General features: G+C 63.0%; 12 protein-coding genes. 4 read left to right on the top strand and 8 right to left on the bottom strand.

From position 1 onward, the window contains the following. Positions 1-2: 2 nt before the first annotated feature. Complete coding sequence (locus NLY44_RS16515; protein ID WP_023804710.1) at positions 3-1,052, bottom strand: threonine aldolase family protein; 1,050 nt, start codon at positions 1,050-1,052, stop codon at positions 3-5. Between the two features lie 509 nt (positions 1,053-1,561). Here NLY44_RS16515 and gltB point away from each other — a divergent pair. Beyond that, positions 1,562-6,313 carry a glutamate synthase large subunit gene (gene gltB, locus NLY44_RS16510; protein ID WP_023804711.1) on the top strand — a complete coding sequence of 1,584 codons (4,752 nt, stop codon included), beginning with the start codon at positions 1,562-1,564 and terminating at the stop codon, positions 6,311-6,313. 140 nt (positions 6,314-6,453) lie between these two features. After that, on the top strand, positions 6,454-7,908 hold the full coding sequence (locus NLY44_RS16505; protein WP_023686414.1) for a glutamate synthase subunit beta: 1,455 nt from the start codon (positions 6,454-6,456) through the stop codon (positions 7,906-7,908). On the opposite strand, the gene NLY44_RS16500 is transcribed toward NLY44_RS16505, so the two are convergent. Both NLY44_RS16500 and NLY44_RS16495 read right to left on the bottom strand, forming a co-directional pair. Continuing rightward, on the bottom strand, positions 7,905-9,110 hold the full coding sequence (locus tag NLY44_RS16500; RefSeq protein ID WP_023695706.1) for an SGNH/GDSL hydrolase family protein: 1,206 nt from the start codon (positions 9,108-9,110) through the stop codon (positions 7,905-7,907). The genes NLY44_RS16505 and NLY44_RS16500 overlap by 4 nt on opposite strands. A 102-nt stretch (positions 9,111-9,212) precedes the next feature. Further along, a complete protein-coding gene (locus NLY44_RS16495) occupies positions 9,213-10,436 on the bottom strand; it encodes a lytic murein transglycosylase (RefSeq protein ID WP_023744196.1) in 1,224 nt (407 codons plus the stop codon). 207 nt (positions 10,437-10,643) lie between these two features. Between NLY44_RS16495 and galU the strand changes: the two genes are divergently transcribed. Then, positions 10,644-11,549, top strand: coding sequence for a UTP--glucose-1-phosphate uridylyltransferase GalU (gene galU, locus NLY44_RS16490; protein WP_023671956.1), 906 nt, complete (start codon positions 10,644-10,646; stop codon positions 11,547-11,549). On the opposite strand, the gene NLY44_RS16485 is transcribed toward galU, so the two are convergent. Beyond that, positions 11,550-13,334, bottom strand: a complete 1,785-nt coding sequence (locus NLY44_RS16485) for an outer membrane beta-barrel protein (protein WP_031201344.1) — start codon at positions 13,332-13,334, stop codon at positions 11,550-11,552. Positions 13,335-13,484: 150 nt separating this feature from the next. Here NLY44_RS16485 and NLY44_RS16480 point away from each other — a divergent pair, with 150 nt between their 5' ends. Then, positions 13,485-14,480 carry a KpsF/GutQ family sugar-phosphate isomerase gene (locus NLY44_RS16480; RefSeq protein ID WP_023671954.1) on the top strand — a complete coding sequence of 332 codons (996 nt, stop codon included), beginning with the start codon at positions 13,485-13,487 and terminating at the stop codon, positions 14,478-14,480. 87 nt (positions 14,481-14,567) lie between these two features. Here the strand turns inward: NLY44_RS16480 and NLY44_RS16475 are convergent, their stop codons facing one another. The 4 genes from NLY44_RS16475 to NLY44_RS16460 form a co-directional block, all read right to left on the bottom strand. After that, positions 14,568-15,032: an NfeD family protein gene (locus NLY44_RS16475; RefSeq protein ID WP_023671953.1), complete on the bottom strand. Its 465-nt coding sequence runs from the start codon at positions 15,030-15,032 to the stop codon at positions 14,568-14,570. Between the two features lie 37 nt (positions 15,033-15,069). After that, positions 15,070-16,020: an SPFH domain-containing protein gene (locus tag NLY44_RS16470; protein WP_023671952.1), complete on the bottom strand. Its 951-nt coding sequence runs from the start codon at positions 16,018-16,020 to the stop codon at positions 15,070-15,072. 158 nt (positions 16,021-16,178) lie between these two features. Further along, complete coding sequence (gene hemH, locus NLY44_RS16465; RefSeq protein WP_023804712.1) at positions 16,179-17,243, bottom strand: ferrochelatase; 1,065 nt, start codon at positions 17,241-17,243, stop codon at positions 16,179-16,181. Between the two features lie 155 nt (positions 17,244-17,398). Then, a complete protein-coding gene (locus tag NLY44_RS16460) occupies positions 17,399-19,426 on the bottom strand; it encodes a bifunctional metallophosphatase/5'-nucleotidase (RefSeq protein WP_023804713.1) in 2,028 nt (675 codons plus the stop codon). Positions 19,427-19,511 lie beyond the last annotated feature (85 nt).

Here is a 19,511-nt window from a genome sequence, read left to right as displayed (position 1 = left end):
GTTCAGGCGATCATCTGGCCGAAGCGATCGACCTCATCTGAAGTCGTGGCAAAGCTCGTGACGAAGCGATAGAGCAACTCGTCGTCGCCGACATGGCCGTCGAAGCCGTGCGGCCTGTGCCAGTCGTAAAAGGCGGCGCCGACGGATTGCAGCCTTTCGGCTTCCGCCTTTTTCATCACCGCGAACACCTCGTTGGCCTGCGGCAACCAGGCGAGCTTAGCCGTTGCCGAATCCTCGATCGCAGCCGCCAGGCGCGCGGCCATGGCATTGGCATGACGGGCCATGTCCAGCCACAGGCCGTCCGTGAAGTAGGCGTCGAACTGCGCTGCGATGAAGCGCGACTTGGAGAACAGCTGTGCGGCGCGCTTGCGCAGGAAGGACAGCTCCTTGGCGCGGTCTAGATCGAACAGCACCACCGCTTCGGCGCACCAGCAGCCGTTCTTGGTGCCGCCGAACGAGACGATGTCGACGCCGCGCTTCCAGGTCATTTCGGCCGGCGTCGTCTCAAGCGCGACCAATGCGTTGGCAAAACGGGCGCCGTCCATATGCAGCGGCAGGGAAAAGCGTTTGGCGATCTCCGAAATGGTGGAAATGTCGTCGAGCCCGTACACTGTGCCGACTTCGGTCGATTGGGTGATCGAGACGGCCGTCGGGCGTCCCCAATGGACGATTTCGGGTGCGAAACGGGCGACGGCGCGTTCAAGATTGTGCGGATCGATCTTGCCCAGGGCGCCGTCGACAGCATGGAGACGCGAGCCGCCGCTGAAATATTCCGGCGCGCCGCATTCGTCCTCGATGATGTGCGATTCGCGGTGCGCAAAGGAAATGCCGCCGGGCTTGTTGTAAGCGGCCAGGGACAGCGAGTTGGCCGCCGTGCCGGTAGCGACGAAGAACACCGCGACCTCGCGTTCGAAGATCTCGCTGAAACGCTGGTAGACGGCGCGGTCGAGATCGCCATCGCCATAGGCGGTCGAAAAGCCTCCGGCATTGGCTGACAGCCCGGCGGCCATGTTGGAATGGACGCCCGCCCAGTTGTCGGATGCAAAGAACATCAGGAAAGTCCCTGCCTGGTTGAGAAAGTCTGGTTGCGACAAGAGCGCGACCATGGCCGTTTCGGGGTTTGATGCGCAAGGGCCAAGGGCTGAAAAAGCGGTAAAGCCAAAGGCGATCACGAAGGAGTGCCGGGACCGAAATTTCGTTTCAACAGCGCCTGACGTAATTTTCTGTCGCCAAACGTCCACGAATTTGGTGAATCGGTCTTGTGTGCGCCCAGGATTTCTGCCATAAAAATTTAGGACAGTAGTGCTGTCTTATTTTGTCGCACAAGTCAGGCTGGATTGGCGTATCATTTGGGCCACTCCGGCCGTTGCCGCGAGCGACGGGTAGACGGCTCGGCTGTGGCCTGTACGATACCGGATACGAACCGGCGGTGCACCGCACGGTCCGCCAAGGATTTCGAAAAGACGTGCCGCAAGAATGAGAGCGGAAGCCAGTCGCTTCCCAAGGTAGACCAGCGCCCCAAATGCTAGACGTGCAAGGGGCCGGAACGGAGGACAGGACGATGACGGAACTGACGCCATCTGCGATTATCGGCCAGGCCGAGCAGACGAAAGCGGCAGCCGTTAAAAATACCGTTCTGACCAAAGAAGGCCGAACCACCAACGGCCTGACCGGCAATGGCATGGCCGCGCAGGGTCTCTATGATCCGCGCAACGAGCATGACGCGTGCGGCGTCGGCTTCATCGTCAACATGAAGAACGTGAAGTCGCACCAGATCGTCAAGGACGGGCTCTTCGTGCTCGAAAACCTGACGCATCGCGGCGCTGTCGGCGCCGATCCGCTGATGGGCGACGGCGCCGGCGTGCTGGTGCAGGTTCCCGATCATTTCTTCCGCGAAGAGATGGCGGCCCAGGGCGTCGAACTGCCGGCGGCAGGCCAATACGGCGTCGGCCACTGGTTCATGCCGCAGGATGCGGCACTGCGCGCCCATATCGAAGAGATCATCGCCGAATCGGCGCAGTCAGAAGGGCTGCCGCTGCTCGGCTTTCGCGACGTGCCGGTCGACAATTCATCGCTGTCGAAGGCGCCCGATATTGCGGCCTCCGAACCGTTCCATCGCCAGGTCTTCATCGGCCGGACATCGGACATTCCAGATGACGAGGAATACGAGGCCAGGCTGTATCTGCTGCGCAAGGTGATTTCCGGCCGCATCTACGCCGAGAACAACAACAAGGATATCGGCGCCTACTGTGTGTCGCTATCGGCGCGTACCATCGTCTACAAGGGCATGTTCCTGGCCTACCAGGTCGGCGCCTATTACAAGGATTTGTCGGATCCGCGTTTCGAGACCGCGCTGATCCTCGTCCACCAGCGCTTCTCGACCAACACCTTCCCGTCATGGAAGCTCGCGCACCCCTACCGCATGGTCGCGCATAATGGCGAGATCAACACGGTGCGCGGCAACAACAACTGGATGGCGGCGCGCCAGGCCTCGGTCGATTCCGAACTGTTCGGCAACAACATCTCCAAGCTGTGGCCGATCTCCTATGACGGCCAGTCCGACACGGCGTGCTTCGACAATGCGCTCGAATTCCTGTTCCAGGGCGGCTACAGCCTCAGCCACGCCATGATGATGCTGATCCCGGAAGCCTGGGCCGGCAACAAGCTGATGGATGCCGATCGCAAGGCTTTCTACGAATACCATGCAGCGCTTATGGAGCCGTGGGACGGGCCGGCCGCGGTCGCCTTCACCGACGGCCGCCAGATCGGCGCCACGCTCGACCGCAACGGGCTGCGCCCGGCGCGCTACATCGTCACCGACGACGACCGCGTCATCATGGCGTCCGAAGCCGGCGTGCTGCCGGTGCCGGAGGAGAGGATCGTCAAGAAGTGGCGGCTGCAGCCTGGCCGCATGCTTCTGATCGACCTTGCCAAGGGCCGCATCATTTCCGACGAGGAGATCAAGTCGGAGATCGCCACCAGGCATCCCTACAAGACCTGGCTCAACAACACGCAGCTGATCCTGGAGGATCTGAAGCCGGTCGAGCCGCGCGCGCTGCGCAAGGATGTCAGCCTGCTCGATCGCCAGCAGGCTTTCGGCTACAGCCAGGAAGACACCAAGCTGTTGATGTCGCCGATGGCGACCACCGGCCAGGAAGCGGTGGGTTCGATGGGCACGGACACGCCGATCTCGGCGATGTCGGACAAGTCGAAGCTGCTCTACACCTACTTCAAGCAGAATTTTGCCCAGGTCACCAACCCGCCGATCGACCCGATCCGCGAGGAACTGGTGATGAGCCTTGTCTCGTTCATCGGGCCGCGGCCGAACATCTTCGACCTGGTCGGCAATTCGCGCCGCAAGCGGCTCGAAGTGCGCCAGCCGATCCTGACCAATGGCGATCTGGAAAAGATCCGCTCGATCGGCCACACCGAGGACCGTTTCGACACCAAGACCATCGACATCACCTACGGGTCGAGCGAGGGCGCGGCCGGCATGCAGGGCGCCGTCGAGCGTCTGTGCGAGCGCGCCGAGGCGGCCGTTGCCGGCGGCTACAACATCATCATCCTGTCCGACCGCCAGGTGGGTCCCGACCGTATCGCCATTCCGGCACTGCTGGCGACGGCTGCCGTGCACCACCATCTGATCCGCAAGGGTCTGCGCACCGCGGTCGGCCTGGTTGTCGAATCCGGCGAGCCCCGCGAAGTGCATCATTTCTGCTGTCTCGCCGGCTACGGCGCCGAGGCGATCAACCCCTACCTTGCTTTCGACACGCTGCTCGACATGCACAAGCGTGGCGAACTGCCGGCGGAGGTCGACGCCTACGAGGTGGTCTCGCGCTATATCAAGTCGATCGGCAAGGGCATCCTCAAGGTGATGTCGAAGATGGGCATCTCCACCTACCAGTCCTATTGCGGCGCGCAGATATTCGACGCCATCGGGCTGAAGTCGGATTTCGTCGAGAAGTACTTCACCGGCACAGCGACGCTGATCGAAGGTGTCGGCCTGGACGAGGTCGCGGCTGAGACGCTCAGCCGTCACACCGACGGTTTCGGCAACGATCCGGTGCTGCGCAACAGCCTCGAGGTCGGCGGCGAGTACATGTACCGCATGCGCGGCGAAGCCCATATGTGGTCGCCCGACGCCGTCGCCACCTTGCAGCACGCCGTGCGTCAGGGCTCGTGGGAGACGTTCAAGGAGTATTCCGCGCAGATCAACAGCGAGACGGCCCGTGCCCAGACCATACGCGGCCTGTTCAGGATCAAGCTTGCGGAAGAGACCGGCCGCAAGAAGGTGGCGATAGAGGACGTGATGTCGGCGGCCGATATCGTCAAGCGCTTCTCGACCGGGGCGATGTCGTTCGGCTCGATCTCGCGCGAGGCACACACGACGCTGGCGCGCGCCATGAACCAGATCGGCGGCAAGTCGAACACCGGCGAGGGCGGCGAAGAGGCCGACCGCTATCTGCCGCTGCCCGGCGGCAGCAAGAACCCCGAACGTTCGGCGATCAAGCAGGTCGCCTCGGGGCGCTTTGGCGTCACCGCCGAGTATCTCGTCAATTCCGATGTCATGCAGATCAAGGTCGCGCAGGGCGCCAAGCCCGGTGAGGGCGGCCAGCTGCCCGGCCACAAGGTCGACGCCACCATCGCCAAGGTCCGGCACTCGACGCCCGGCGTCGGCCTGATCTCGCCGCCGCCGCATCACGACATCTATTCGATCGAGGATCTGGCGCAGCTGATCTACGATCTGAAGAACGTCAACCCGGCGGCCGACGTCTCGGTAAAGCTGGTGTCGGAAGTCGGTGTCGGTACGGTTGCGGCGGGCGTCGCCAAGGCGCGCGCCGACCACATCACCATCTCCGGCTATGATGGCGGCACCGGCGCGTCGCCGCTGACCTCGCTCAAGCATGCCGGCAGTCCATGGGAAATGGGCCTTGCCGAGACGCACCAGACGCTGGTACTGAACGGGCTGCGCTCGCGCGTTGCGCTGCAGGTCGATGGTGGCTTGCGCACGGGGCGCGACGTCATCATCGGTGCGCTGCTCGGTGCCGACGAGTTCGGCTTCTCGACCGCGCCGCTGATCGCGGCCGGCTGCATCATGATGCGCAAGTGCCACTTGAACACCTGCCCGGTCGGCGTCGCGACGCAGGACCCGGTTCTGCGCAAGCGTTTCAAGGGCACGCCCGAGCATGTCATCAACTTCTTCTTCTATGTTGCGGAAGAGGTGAGGGGGCTGCTGGCCGAGATGGGCTACACCCATATCGACCAGATCATCGGCGACAGCGACCTGCTGGAAAAGCGCGAGATGATCCAGCATTGGAAGGCGCGCGGGCTCGATTTCGGCAAGATGTTCTTCAAGCCGGACGCGCCGCATGAGGCGGTGCACTGGACCGAACGGCAGAAACACCCGATCGACGATGTACTCGATCGCAAGCTAATCGAACTGGCGAAGCCCGCGCTCGAAAGCAAGCAGCCGGTCAAGATCGAGGTCGACATCCGCAATGTCGATCGCTCCACGGGCGCCATGCTGTCGGGCGAAGTCGCCAAGCGCTTCAGGCACAAGGGCCTGCGCGAGGACACGATCCAGGTGAAGCTGACCGGCACCGCCGGCCAGTCGTTCGGCGCCTTCCTGGCGCGCGGCATCTCGTTCGATCTCGTCGGTGCGGCCAACGACTATGTCGGCAAAGGCCTGTCGGGCGGACGCATCGTCATCCGGCCGCCGGAGGAGTCCAGGATCGTCGCGGCGGAATCGATCATCGTCGGCAACACCGTCCTCTATGGCGCGACCGAGGGCGAGGCCTATTTCGCAGGTGTCGCCGGCGAGCGCTTCGCGGTGCGCAATTCGGGCGTCGCCGCCGTCGTTGAAGGCGTCGGCGATCATGGCTGCGAATACATGACCGGCGGCATCGTCGTCGTCATCGGCCAGACCGGTCGCAACTTCGCTGCCGGCATGTCGGGCGGCGTGGCCTATGTTCTGGATGAGGCCGGCGATTTCGCCGCGCGCTGCAACATGGCGATGGTCGAGTTGGAGCCGGTTCCGGAAGAAGACGATCTGATGGAAAGGCTGCTGCATCATGGCGGTGACCTCGACCACAAGGGTCGCGTCGACGTCTCGGGCGACATGACCACCCATGACGAGGAACGGCTTTACCAGCTTATCTCGAACCACGTCCATTTCACCGGTTCGGTACGCGGCCGCGAGATACTCGACGACTGGACGACCTTCCGGCCGAAATTCCGCAAGATCATGCCGGTCGAATACCGCCGCGCGCTGATCGAGATGGAACGCATGCGCATGGGCGTGGCGGCGGAATAGGTTTTTCGACTTGCCGGGAGGCGCAGGCTTCCCGGCGGAACTTTCAGCGACAGTTTGACCTCGGATGCAAGGTTGCCACGGCTGCCTCAAGGGGTTAACGGGTGCGAAAACCGCACCATCTGGACAGCAGGAACTGGACTATGGGCAAGGTAACAGGCTTTCTCGAAATCGACCGGCAGGTGCACAAGTACCAGCCGGCCTCCGACCGCATCCGGCATTTTCGTGAATTCACGCTGCCGATGTCGGACAAGGAGGTCGAGAAACAGGCGGCGCGCTGCATGGATTGCGGCATCCCGTTCTGCCACGGGCCGACCGGTTGCCCGATCCACAACCAGATCCCGGACTGGAACGACCTCGTCTACAATGGCGACTGGGACAATGCGATCCGCAACCTGCATTCGACCAACAATTTCCCCGAGTTCACCGGCCGCATCTGCCCCGCGCCCTGCGAGGAAGCCTGCACGCTGAACCTCGAGGACATTCCGGTTGCCATCAAGACTGTCGAACAGGCAATCGCCGACAAGGCTTATGAAACCGGCCATATCCGGCCTTATCCGCCAGAGAAGAAGACGGGCAAGCGGGTCGCTGTTATCGGCTCCGGCCCGGCAGGGATGGCGGCGGCGCAGCAGCTTGGCCGCGCCGGCCACGAGGTCAGCGTTTATGAGCGTGAGAGCCGTCCCGGCGGGCTGATGCGCTACGGCATTCCCGACTTCAAGATCGAGAAGCACTATATCGACCGCCGCATCGAGCAGATGCAGGGCGAGGGCGTGACCTTCCATTGCGGCGTCAATGTCGGCGTCGACAAGCCGGTGGCAGAGTTGCTCGCCGGATACGATGCGGTGCTCTATTGCGGCGGTTCGGAATCGCCGCGTCCGGCCAACATTCCGGGCGACGATCTCGGCGGCGTCTATGACGCCATGCCCTATCTGGTGCAGCAGAACCGTCGCGTCGGCGGCGAGCCGATCCAGTCGGTGGCCTGGCCGTCGCATCCGATCATCGCCGGCGGCCAGCATGTCGTCGTCGTCGGCGGCGGCGATACCGCGTCCGACTGCGTCGGCACCGCCTTCCGCCAGGGCGCGGTGCGCGTCACCCAGCTCGACATCCGCCCGCAGCCGCCGGAGAAGGAAGACAAGCTTTCGGTCTGGCCTTACTGGGCGACCAAGATGCGCACCTCGTCCTCACAGGCCGAAGGTGCGGAGCGCGAATTCCAGGTGGCGACGCTCGAATTCATCGGCGAGGACGGCCAGCTGACCGGCGTCAAATGCTGCGAAGTCGACGAGAAGCGCAAGCCTATCCCCGGCACCGAATTCGTCATCCGTGCAGACCTCGCCTTCATCGCCATCGGCTTTGCCGGACCGGCTGCCGCCGGCGTCGCGAAAGAGCTGGACGGTGAGATGAAAATCACCACCGACAGCCGCCGTTCCCGCAATGTCGAAGCCAACGATCGCGACTACAAGACCAGCGTCGACAAGCTCTACGCCGCAGGTGATGTGCGCCGCGGCCAGTCGCTGGTTGTGTGGGCGATCCGCGAAGGCCGCCAGGCCGCGCGCTCGATCGATGAAGCGCTGATGGGGTCGACGGTACTCCCCCGTTAACGATTGATCGCCGTCGTCGTATCCGTCGCGGCAGCGGCCTTGGGCGGCCACGAGAAGTCGTCGGCGCGGCCGGGCGAGGCCTCGGGCGCCTTGCCTTCGAGGATTAGTTTTTCGCCGGGCAGATCCGGATTGGCTTTCGGCGCCGCCGCCGCACCGAGAAGTTCGGTACCGCCGTCGAGCGCCGGATCGTTGAGCAGCATTGGAACGGTGCGGTCGACCACGATCGGGGCGGCGGGCAGCGACGGCGCCTCGACCGGGGCGCCGGCCGGTGCGGCAGCCGTCACCACGCTTCCCGGCGCTGCCAGGCCGAGGATCTTGGCCAGCGGCTTTTCGGTGTAGAAGGCGAGCTTTCGCTTGCCGGCTTTCGAGACGTTGATGCCGTCGTCGGAGCGCAGCCGCACGGCCTGGCCGTTAATGTCGGGGCCGGTCGAGACAAAGGCGCCGTTCTCGTCGACGAACCCATCCCAGACATCGACGAATTCGCCGCCGTTCTTCTCGGCAGCCGAGTGGTAGATGTCGTTGAATGCGAGCATGTCGGAGGTCATCTTCGGCGTCTTGAAGGCTGGCATGCCGACCCACAGATAAGGCACCTTGGTCGCCGCCAGTGCCTTTCCCAAGGCTTCGGTCCGGCGTTCGTATTCCTTGGTCCAGTTCTCGGAGCGCGGCTGCTCGCGCACATCGTTGACGCGCATCTGCTGGCGGTCGTTGGAGCCGAGCATGACGACGACCACGGAGGGTTTTTCGGTCTCGACCAGCGATTTGACCTGTTCGGGCCAATTGTAGACATCATCGCGCACGAAACCCGAAGAACCGTTGGCGCGCTCGACGATCCTGACGTTGGCATTGTCGGCAAAGGCTGTTTCGAGGCCTTCGGCCAGGCCGTTGGCCATGAAATCGCCGATCACCAGAACGACGCGGGCATCCGGTGTCTTCTCGACAATCGGAGCGGAAGGTTCAACGGGTGCACGGGGCTTCTTCTTGACCTTCGGCTTTGCCTTGCGGACGTCGAGCGGCGGCTCGATGCGTTCGCTGCGGCGCGGGAACAGAAGGTCGCGCAGCGACCAGCCGCGGTTCTGCGGTTGCTCCTGCGCCAAAGCCGGTGTGTGGAAACTGCCGGCGACCCCCGTCGCCAGGACGACGATGGCCAGAATGAGGATCGGCAAGCGGAAAACGATCACACGGATACGCGCTGCCGAAACCAAGCACCCTCTCCATCCCTTGGTGCATGGCCCTTGCAGGGGATCATGCACAGACCGATGCTACGGCATCCCTTGCGTCGCAAATGCAAGCTGCCGTCGCCGGCTCTATTTCTTTCTGAGCCATTTGAGCACTTCCATGCTCGGATACCCGTCCTGGGTCAAGCCGACCGTTGCCTGATAGGTCATGATGGCGGTTTTCGTGCCGTCACCGATCTTGCCGTCGAACTTGCCGTCGTAAAGTCCGTGCTGCGAAAGCCGCTTCTGCAACTCCTGCCTTTCCTCGAAGGACAGTTTGGTGAAGGGCCGCTTCCAGTCCTGCACCAGACCATTAGAGCCGGCGATTTCGTCGGCAAGAAGGCCGACGGCCAGGGCATATTTGTCGGCGTTGTTGTAGGCCTTGATGACGGAGAAGTTCTTGATCATCAGGAATGCCGGTCCGCCGCGGCCGTCCGGCACTTTCAGCGTCGCCTTGTCGGTTGCGTTCTTGAACGGCTTGCCATTGGCCCTGGCGACGCCGAGCGCCTGCCACTGCGCCAATGTCTTCGAGCCGGCAGGCAGTTTGCCGGCTGGAATGGTGACCTCGTAGCCCCAGGTCTTGCCGCCCTGCCAGCCATTCTTCTTCAGCAGATTGGCTGATGTCGCCAACGCATCGGGGATCGAATTCCAGATGTCGCGCTTGCCGTTGCCGTCCATGTCGACGGCATAATGCTGGTAGCTGGTCGGGATAAACTGGGTCTGGCCCATGGCGCCGGCCCAGGAGCCCATCAGGTGGCTTTCGTCGATGTCGCCGGTCTGCAGGATTTTCAGCGCGGCGACCAATTGGGTGCGGGCGAATTTCGAACGCTTGGCGTCGCCATAGGCGAGGGTTGCCAGCGAGCGGATGACATTGCGCATGATGTCGTCGCGCTTGAGGATCTCGCCATAATTCGATTCCATCGACCAGATGGCGAGCAGGATGTAGCGGTCGACGCCGAACCTGGCTTCGATCCGGTCCAGCCACGGCTTCCATTTCCTGGCCATCTGCTGGCCGACGGCAACGGACTGGTCGTGGACGCGGTTGTCGAAATAGTCCCAGGCAGGTGCGGTGAACTCGGGCTGGGTGCGTGCCTTTTCCAGCACCACCGGGTCGGGCTCATTGATGCCCCGGAACGCTCGGTCGTAGACCGCGCCGGAAACGCCGCCCGCCACGGCCGTGGCGCGGAAGCCGGCGACCCATTGCCGAAAACCGGCATCGGCGAAGGCCGGTCCGGCCGGCATCAGCAAGGCGAGCGAGAGGCTGGCCGCCGTCAGCACGCTGGTAAAGAGTTTTGCGGCACTGCGAACGGACATATTTTCCCCTTTCTCTATCTCAGGAAAGACCATTCATCGCCGAACCGGGTTAGCAATTGGTTTACCATAGGCGGCGCCTGGAACGAAAAGACACCTGGATGCTTTACCGGTTGATGTTTCCCTCAATGGCCCGATAATCCACAATTCCGGCGCGAAAATGTCGCGAGGCGGGATTGCCGGGCACGCCCTCAAACGGATAATTGACGCATGAAGCGAGTTCGCAAGGCAGTTTTCCCGGTCGCCGGTCTCGGCACACGGTTTCTCCCGGCCACCAAGGCCATTCCCAAGGAGATGCTGACCGTCGTCGACCGGCCGGTCATCCAGTATGTCGTCGATGAGGCGCGCGAGGCCGGCATCGAACATTTCATCTTCGTCACCGGCCGCAACAAGGCGGTCATAGAAGACCATTTCGATATCCAGTTCGAGCTCTATGATACGCTGGCACAGCGCGGCAAGGACGACCAGCTGGCCCGCTTGCAGCGGCTGCAGCCGGCCCCGGGGCAGACCTCGTTCACCCGCCAGCAGGTGCCGATGGGTCTCGGCCACGCCGTCTGGTGCGCCCGCGAACTGGTCGGCGACGAACCCTTCGCGCTGTTGCTGCCCGACATGATCATGCAGTCGGAGAAGAGCTGCACGAAGGCCATGGTCGAGCTCTACGAGGAGACCGGCAACAACATCATCGCGGTGCAGGAATGCGATCCGGCCGAAACCCACAAATATGGCATTGTCGGCCGCGGCGAGGACACGCATCACGGCTTCCGCATCACCGAGATGGTCGAAAAGCCGAAGACCGGCACCGCGCCGTCCAATCTCTACATCAACGGCCGCTACATCCTGCAGCCCGAGATTTTCAAGATCCTCGAAAGCCAGGAAAAGGGCGCCGGCAACGAGATCCAGCTCACCGACGCGATGCTGAAGCTGGAAAAGCAGCAGCCCTTCTTTGGCTACCACTTTCAGGGCCGCACCTTCGATTGCGGCTCGCCGGAAGGCTTCGTCGAGGCCAATGTCGCCTTCGCGCTGTGGCGCAGCGACATGAACGAGAACATGGCCGGCGTCATCCGCACGCTGCTCGATGAGATGAAGCCGTCCGAGCGTCGCGGCGCTGCTTTTTAGCTACCGCTGCAGCTTCAGCCCCAAATAGATGCTGTTGGCGGTGTAGTTGCGCCCGGGCAGATTGCTGGTCAGCTTTTCGGTGCGGGCGCGGCTGGTGAGGCCGACATAGCGGTTCAGCCACCAGGTCAGCCCGGCCTCTGCACTCAGCGTCATGTCATGGCCGTCGGAGCCGGTGTAATTGCGCCAGTCGAGCCCAAGGGCTGCGTTGCCGGTCAGGTCGGCGCGGATCTGCCGCTCGCCGGTGAGGCGGCCGGAATAGAGGATGTCGCCGCTCTTACCGGCATTCGTCGTGCCTTCGACCGTGGTTCGCCCGGTGAGGCCGATGATGGTACCGCGCTCGGGCGACCATTTGAGGTCGGCATTGATGGTGGCTCCCGAAATCGCCTCCAGGTTCTTGTCGTCGATCGCCTCCCTCAGCCAGCCGGCCGAGAACTCACCCTTGAGCTTCTCGCCCATGTCGACTTCGATACCGGCGCGCGCGCCAAGCCGGGTCGAAGAGCGCTCGAAGCCCTTGTTGTCGATCCGTTGGTCATATACCCGGCGGCCGAGCTCAATCTCAGCAAAGGGCGTCAGAGCCGGGGAAATTTCATAGCCGGTCCGCAACGTTGCGGTGTAGAGCGTGTTGTCCTGGTCCTTCTGCGACAGCGAGGTGCCATCGGTAAGTTCGGCATCGCCATAGATGTCGTGGGAGACGGCGCCGGTCAGCGCAAAGCGCATCTTGCCGACGTCCTTCTCGACGCCGAGGCTGCCGTCGACCGTCTGGCGGATCGGCTGCGATTTGACGCCGGCAATGGCGTCGGGCGCGGAGGCCGATTCCGGTGCAATCTCGTAGCCGAGCTTGGCGATGGCGCGCAGTTCATTGTCGAGGTCGACATTGTACGTGCCTTGGATACGGCCGCGTGCCTCATTGATCTTCTGGCCCGAAATGGTGTTGCGGAAATTACCGTAGCCGTCGATGACCGCCGAATTCTCGCGCCAATCGGAGGCGGCGGAGAAACGCAGCGCCGTTTCGGACAGCACCGCCGACTTGCCGCCAGCGCTGGAATCGGCGTTCGACGTGACGGCAACGCCCTGCTCGAGCGCCGGCCGCAGCAGGAACGAGCCGACCTTGATGCCGGTTGCCGCGTACGGGTCGTCCTCGAGCTTCTTCTTCAGGCCCTCGATGGCGTCGGTGCGCTCGGCGCCGGGGTCGAGCTTTCGTCGGTCGACGCCGTCGACGGTGAGGACACGGCGGTTGGCTATGTCCTGATCGGCGTCGCCTGCCGCAGTGCCGTCCGGAGTCGTTCCGGTGGTGGTCTGGTCCGTGGCTTTGCCAGGCTTCTTCTTGTCGGCAGCCTTGGTTTTGTCCTTGGCCTTGTCTGCATCCGCGTCGGCGCGTTGCTTTGCCGTCGACGGGCGGCGTGGCAGGACGGTTGGCGGCTTGTCGGCGAACGAATCGTCGATGGTCGCCGGCGGGTCGAAAATGCTGTTTGCGCCGGCCTGTGACGGGTCGGTGTCATCAGGCAAGGCGCCATCGCTGGCCGGCACATAAGCGGTTGGCGTGTTTCCCGTGGGGGCGGTGTCGGCAGGGGCGGGCTTGACCTGCGTGTTGGCCTTGCTCAATTGCCTGGCCCGGCGCTGCTGGTCGGACAGGATCGCCGATTCCGAAACTTCGCCGCGCAGCTCGGTCTCCTGGGCATGAAGCGCAGTTGGCCGCAGCAAAGCGAGCACGCTCGTCGCCAGAAGCAGAGCGCAAAACGCTCTGCCCGTTCGACCTTTTTTCTCTTGAGGTTGGGCCCGCGACATCGTCACCACTGCTTGCGCGGCGCAAGCGCGCCATCCTTACCGAACCGTAAACGGGGATGGTTAACGGAGGGTTGAAGGGGTGCCTGTCGGACATGGCTGGACGGCAATTCTGTTGGACAGGCGAACGGCAAAGCGCTAATCGCATCAGCCATGCATGCGGGATCCCAAGAAAAGAAGCCTTTGGAGGCTTCGATCGCCTCGGCGCTGAGAACGGTAGCCACGGAACAGGCCGGCGTGGCGGCATTGGCCGCCGCGCTGGAGAACGAACTGGCCGAACCTTTCGCCCGCGCCGTCGACATGGTGTCGCGCATCAATGGCCGCGTCATAGTCACCGGCGTCGGCAAAAGCGGCCATATCGGCACTAAGATCGCGGCCAGTCTGGCTTCGACCGGCACGCCTGCCTTCTTCGTCCATCCGGCGGAGGCCAATCATGGCGACCTTGGCATGATCGCCAGAGACGATGCCATCATCGCCATGTCATGGTCCGGCGAGAGCAGAGAATTGATGGGCATCGTCGCCTATTCCAGGCGCTTCTCGATCCCGCTGATTGCGATTACCGCGGGCGCGGCCTCGGCGCTGGCGCGCGCGGCCGACGTGGTGCTGCTCCTGCCGTCCGTGCCGGAAGCCTGCCCGCACGGCCTGGCGCCGACGACATCGACCCTGCTGCAACTGGTGGTCGGCGATGCGCTGGCTATCGCGCTGCTCGAAGCGCGCGGCTTCACGCCCGACCATTTCCGCACATTCCACCCCGGCGGCCAGCTCGGCGCCAATCTCACGCAGATCCACGAGATCATGCATGTCGGCGAAAGGCTGCCGCTGGTGGCTTCCGGCACGGGCATGCGCGAGGCGATCCTCGAATTGTCGAACAAGGGCTTCGGCTGCGTGGCGATCGCGACGGCGGATGGCGCGTTGGTGGGCATCATCACCGATGGCGACATCAGGCGTCACATCGGCAGCAATCTCATGGAAATGAGCGTCGATCAGGTGATGACGAAAAAGCCGAAGACGGCCACACCGGACACGCTGGTGGCGACGGCGCTGCAGATTATCAACAATTCGGCCATTACGAGCCTGATGGTGGTCGAAGGCAGGCGGCTCGTGGGACTGGTTCATCTGCACGACCTGCTGCGCATCGGCGCCGCCTGAAAAAATCAAAGGACGCGTCGCGTTCGGGAAGCCCTAGGCGACGCGGCCTGATTTTCCGGATCGAAAGCGCCATGCGCTTTCGAAATGTCAAACTGCCTCGACGGTCAGTTCCAGATCGGTGTCGGCCGAACTGACGACGCGCACCTGCGTGCCGGCCGGCAGGTCGGGACCGGAGACGCGCCACAGTGTGTCGCCGAGTTTGATGCGGCCGCGACCGTCCTTGATCGGCTCGGCCAGCGTTGCCATCCTGCCGACCAACTGCGCGCCGCGCCGGTTGAGCAGCGGCTGGTCGCTAGGGGTATTACGCCCACCAACCAGCTTCTTTCCGGCAAAGGCCGAGACCAGCGACAGGGCCAGGAAGGCGAGGACCTGGACTTCCCAGGCCCAGAAGCTTGCGTCCCAGACGAGCAGGGAAATCACACCGATCACCAATGCGGCGATGCCGATCCACAGCATGAATATTCCTGGCGCGATGACCTCCATCACCAGGAGGACGAAGCCCAGAACCATCCAGTTCCACGGACCAAGTTCGGAAATGATGCGGTCGAACATGGGAGTGCGCTCCTATGATCTCAGTTCTCAGCTAGCCTCAATTCTCGCTTGGGCGAACCACCGGAGGGCGGGCGGCTTGCCTGGCGGCGCCGGCGGTACCTTCGCTGCGGAACACCTCCCTGGCGATCTCGCTTATGCCGCCGAGCGTGCCGATCAGCGCCGAGGCTTCCATCGGCATCAGCACGACCTTGCTGTTGTTGGCGGTGCCGATCTTGCCCATCGCTTCAGTGTATTTCAGCGCCACGAAGTAGTTGAGTGCCTGCACGTCGCCCTTGGAGATGGCTTCCGATACAACCTGGGTGGCTCGCGCTTCGGCTTCGGCCGAGCGTTCGCGCGCCTCGGCGTCGCGGAAGGCGGCTTCCTTGCGGCCCTCGGCCTCGAGGATCTGCGACTGCTTGAGGCCTTCGGCGGCGAGGATCTGCGCACGCTTGTTGCGTTCGGCGGTCATCTGACGGCCCATCGATTCGATGAGGTTGGCCGGCGGATTGATGTCCTTGATCTCGACGCGGGTAATCTTGATGCCCCACGGATGCGCCGCTTCGTCGACGACGCGCAGCAGCCGTTCGTTGATGGCGTCGCGGTTCGACAGCAGTTCGTCGAGGTCCATCGAACCCATGACGGTACGGATGTTGGTCATCGTCAAATTGAGGATGGCGTTCTCCAGGCCGGCGACCTGGTAGGCGGCCTGGGCCGCATTGAGGATCTGGTAGAAGGCGATGCCGTCGACGCCCACAATGGCGTTGTCGCGCGTGATGATTTCCTGGCTCGGAACGTCGAGCACCTGCTCCATCATGTTCATCTTGGCGCCGATTCGGTCGACGAACGGCACGATGAGGTTGAGGCCGGGGCTTAGTGTTTTGGTGTAACGACCAAAGCGCTCCACCGTATAATTATAGCCTTGCGGGATTGTCCGGATGCCTTTGATAAGAAGCACCAATACCAGAAAGGCAAGCGCACCAATCGCAATACCGAAACCACTGAAGTCCATTTGAATCTCCCTCAGATGCCGGCCATGGCGTTGATTCCATGCAACCGACTTCACCAAACACTTAGGTGTGTTTCAATAATGTTACAATCAGGTGATCGTTGATTATTAGTGCATGGAATAGCGCAACTGCGGCGATCGATCGCCGCAACGTGGCGGCCTCAGACCCAGCCCGACAGCTCGCGCCGCACCATCGCCTCGATCACCGCCATGCCTTCTGCACTGTCGTTGAGGCACGGGATGTGGGCGAATTTCTCGCCGCCGGCGTGATGGAAGGTCTCGGCCGCCTCGCGGCCGATTTCGTCCAGCGTCTCGATGCAGTCGACGGAAAAGCCTGGGTTGACGATGGCGATCGATTTCACGCCGTCCTTCGCCAGTTTCTCGACCGTCTTGTCGGTGTAGGGCTGCAGCCATTCCTGGGCGCCGAAGCGCGACTGGAAGGTGATGATCAGCTTCTTTTCATCCCACCCCAGTCGTTCACGCAACAGCCGTGTCGTCTTCTGGCAGTGGCAGTGATAGGGATCGCCCTTCTCGAAATAGGGCTTCGGGATGCCGTGATAGGAGGTGATGACCACCTCGGGCTCGAAGTCTAGCGTTGCCAGATGCCGTTCGATCGAATGGGCGAGCGCCTCGATGTAGACCGGCTCGTCAGAGTAGGGCGGAACACTGCGCACGGCAGGCGCGCGGCGCATCTTCATCAAGGCGCGAAACAGCTGGTCGTTGGCGGTCGCGGTGGTGGTCGCGGAGTATTGCGGGTAGAGTGGGAACGACAGGATGCGGTCGCAGCCTTGCTCGACCAGCCTTTGAGCGACGCTCGCGGTCGAGGGGTTGCCGTAGCGCATCGCCCAGTCGACCACGACATCGGGTAGGTCGATGAGCGCTGCGGCCAGCTTTTCGCCCTGCGCGCGGGTGTAGGTGCGCAGCGGCGACTCGTTCCTCTCGCGGTTCCATATCCTGGCGTAATTGGCGCCGGACTTCTTCGGTCTGGTGGTCAGCACCAAGCCGTAGAGGATCGGATACCAGATCGCCTTGTTGAGTTCGATGACGCGCGGATCGGACAGGAATTCGCGGAGATAGCGCCACATCGGCTTGAAATCGGTACCGTCCGGCGTGCCGAGATTGACCAACATGACGCCGATCTTGCCTGCCTTTACCGGCGGATGTCCGGCCGGCAGCGGGTCGAGCGCTTTCGCGGCTTTGGGGTCGACAGGCGTGGAAAGCGTCATGAAGGTCTCCCGACACCGCGAAACCGACGATGTCGGGCGAACCTAGCGATGTGGCGCGAGTTTTCAATGCCGCGTCTGGCCGCACCTTACCCTGAAAGCCAAAAACCCGTCCGGTTACCCGGACGGGTTTTGCTGGTCGCAAGTGCGAAGCGAGGTTACTTCGCCGGAATGGTCAAGGTCGCGCCGACAGGAAGCCGGCGTGGTTCGTAGCCTTTGTTGGCCTCGGAGATCACCTTCCACTTGGCGCCGTCGCCGTAGGCCTTTTTGGCGAGATCCCAATAGGTATCGCCGGCGACGATGACATGGCTGGCTTCGGCCGGGGCGGCGTCAGCCGGCTTTGCCGGAGCAGGTGCGGCTTCGGCCGGTTTTGCCGGTTCGGCCGGAGCCGGCGTTGCCGGGGCGGTTTCCGCCGGGACAGTCGGCGGCGTGGTGGTGATGTCGCCGGAGCCTGCCGGCAATGCGGGCATCGCCGGCTCCGCCGGTGCAGCCTCGGCCGGTTTTGCCGGTTCCGCTGGAGCAGGTGCCGGTTCGGCTGGTTTTGCCGGCTCGGCGGCCGGGGCAGCCGCTACGGTTGCGGCAACCTCGGTGATGCGGCCGTCGAGCTTGGGCGTATAGGGCCGGTGCGCGGCGAGATAGTCGGCGACCACCTGTTCGAGGCCCGGGCCGTAATCATAGGCGTTCTTGGCCTTCTCGGCGAAGACCTTGTAGCCGTCGCCGCCCTGGCGGACGTAATTGTTGGTGGCGACCAGATAGTCCTTGTCCGGATTGATCGGCGCCCAGGCACCGTGCTGCATCACCTCGACCGACTTGACTCGGCCGGCATTGGGCGCGACCGACTTGTCGAAGGAGTATTTGAGACCTGCCACCTGCGGGAAGCGGCCGCCGCCGTCCTCGACCTGGCTGACGCCGTTTTCCAGCCCGGCAACCAGATCCTTGCCGGAAATCTGGAAGGTCGCCAGCGTGTTCTGGAACGGCAGCACGGTCAGCACCTCGCCCATGGTGACGGTGCCCTTGTCGATCGAAGCACGCAGGCCGCCGCCATTCGAGACGACGATCTCGACGCCCTGTCCCTTGACGCGGTCGAGGATGGCGTCGGAGACGAGGTTGCCCATCGCGCATTCCTTGGTGCGGCAGCTTTCGCGGCTGCCGTCGATGGCCTCGGTGGTCTCGGCCACTTCCTTGTTCTTCAGCGCCTCGATCGGCGCGCCAAGCTCCTTGATGCGGGCAAGAACGGCGGGATCGGGAGTGATCGACTTGTCGAGGAAGATCGGGTCGCCGCTGGCTTCCTTGACGTTGCCATTGTCGTCGAACACGACCTTGAATTCGCCGAGATATTTCGAATAGGACGCGGCCTGCACCACAGGCACCTTGGAGCCGTCGGGGTTGTCGACCATCGTCGGGTAGGGGCCTTCAGCCTTCGGGTCGGTGTTGGACAGAAGCGAATGGCTGTGGCCGCCGACCACCACATCGATGCCCGGGATCTTGGCGATGACATCGCGCTCGCGCCTGTAGCCGATATGGGTGACGGCAATGATCTTGTTGACGCCTTGCGCCTTCAGCTTCTCGACCTCGGCGGTGATCGACTTGACGTCGTCCTCGATGGTAATGTTGGGGCCGGGAGAGGCGAGTTCCGGCGTGTCGTTGGTCACGGCGCCGACAATGCCGATCTTCTGGCCGCCGACCTCAAGCACAATCGACGGCTTGATCTTGCCTGCGGCGCCGGACTTGTCGTTGGGCACGACATTGGCGCTGACGATCGGGAACTTCGCCTTGTCGAGATAAGGCACCAGCGCGCTCTCGCCATCGTCGAATTCGTGGTTGCCGAGCGTCACCGCGTCGGGCTTGATCTGATTGAGGAATTCCTCCTCCGCCGTGCCCTTGTAGGTGATGTAGAACAGCGATCCCTGAAAGCTGTCGCCGGCATTGAGCAGCAGCACGTTCTGGCCTTCGAGCTTCTTGCGCTCCTGTGCGATCGCGGTGACCAGCCGGCCGGCGCCGCCGATGCACTCACCCTTGGTCTCTTCCTCGGCCGAGCAGGTTGACTCGTATTTGTTGTTGCCTTCGATGCGGCTGTGCCAATCGTTGAAATGCAGGATGTTCAACGTGTAATCGGCAAAGGATGGTGCGGCCGACAGGCCGAGTGTCGAGGCAGAGAGGGCGGCAATGGCGGCGAGCTTCTTCATCTTCGTCTCCCGGATATGATCAAAGGCGTTTAGCGCTCTTGCCCGACTGCAGGATAACAGCCAGCATTTCGGGTATGTTCACATC

This window comes from Mesorhizobium sp. C089B (genome assembly GCF_030323125.1).
Classification (GTDB): Bacteria; Pseudomonadota; Alphaproteobacteria; order Rhizobiales; family Rhizobiaceae; genus Mesorhizobium.
Note: the sequence above shows the minus strand (reverse complement) of the source record. Positions and strands in the feature narration are given on the sequence as shown.

Bases quoted from the DNA above. Each gene is read 5' to 3' on its own strand.
- NLY44_RS16460 (WP_023804713.1), bottom strand. From the start codon at position 19,426: ATGAAGAAGCTCGCCGCCATTGCCGCCCTCTCTGCCTCGACACTCGGC.
- NLY44_RS16495 (WP_023744196.1), bottom strand. From the start codon at position 10,436: ATGTCCGTTCGCAGTGCCGCAAAACTCTTTACCAGCGTGCTGACGGCG.
- NLY44_RS16475 (WP_023671953.1), bottom strand. From the start codon at position 15,032: ATGTTCGACCGCATCATTTCCGAACTTGGTCCGTGGAACTGGATGGTT.
- NLY44_RS16515 (WP_023804710.1), bottom strand. From the start codon at position 1,052: ATGTTCTTTGCATCCGACAACTGGGCGGGCGTCCATTCCAACATGGCC.
- NLY44_RS16470 (WP_023671952.1), bottom strand. From the start codon at position 16,020: ATGGACTTCAGTGGTTTCGGTATTGCGATTGGTGCGCTTGCCTTTCTG.
- NLY44_RS16480 (WP_023671954.1), top strand. From the start codon at position 13,485: ATGCATGCGGGATCCCAAGAAAAGAAGCCTTTGGAGGCTTCGATCGCC.
- hemH (WP_023804712.1), bottom strand. From the start codon at position 17,243: ATGACGCTTTCCACGCCTGTCGACCCCAAAGCCGCGAAAGCGCTCGAC.
- NLY44_RS16485 (WP_031201344.1), bottom strand. From the start codon at position 13,334: ATGTCGCGGGCCCAACCTCAAGAGAAAAAAGGTCGAACGGGCAGAGCG.
- gltB (WP_023804711.1), top strand. From the start codon at position 1,562: ATGACGGAACTGACGCCATCTGCGATTATCGGCCAGGCCGAGCAGACG.
- galU (WP_023671956.1), top strand. From the start codon at position 10,644: ATGAAGCGAGTTCGCAAGGCAGTTTTCCCGGTCGCCGGTCTCGGCACA.
- NLY44_RS16505 (WP_023686414.1), top strand. From the start codon at position 6,454: ATGGGCAAGGTAACAGGCTTTCTCGAAATCGACCGGCAGGTGCACAAG.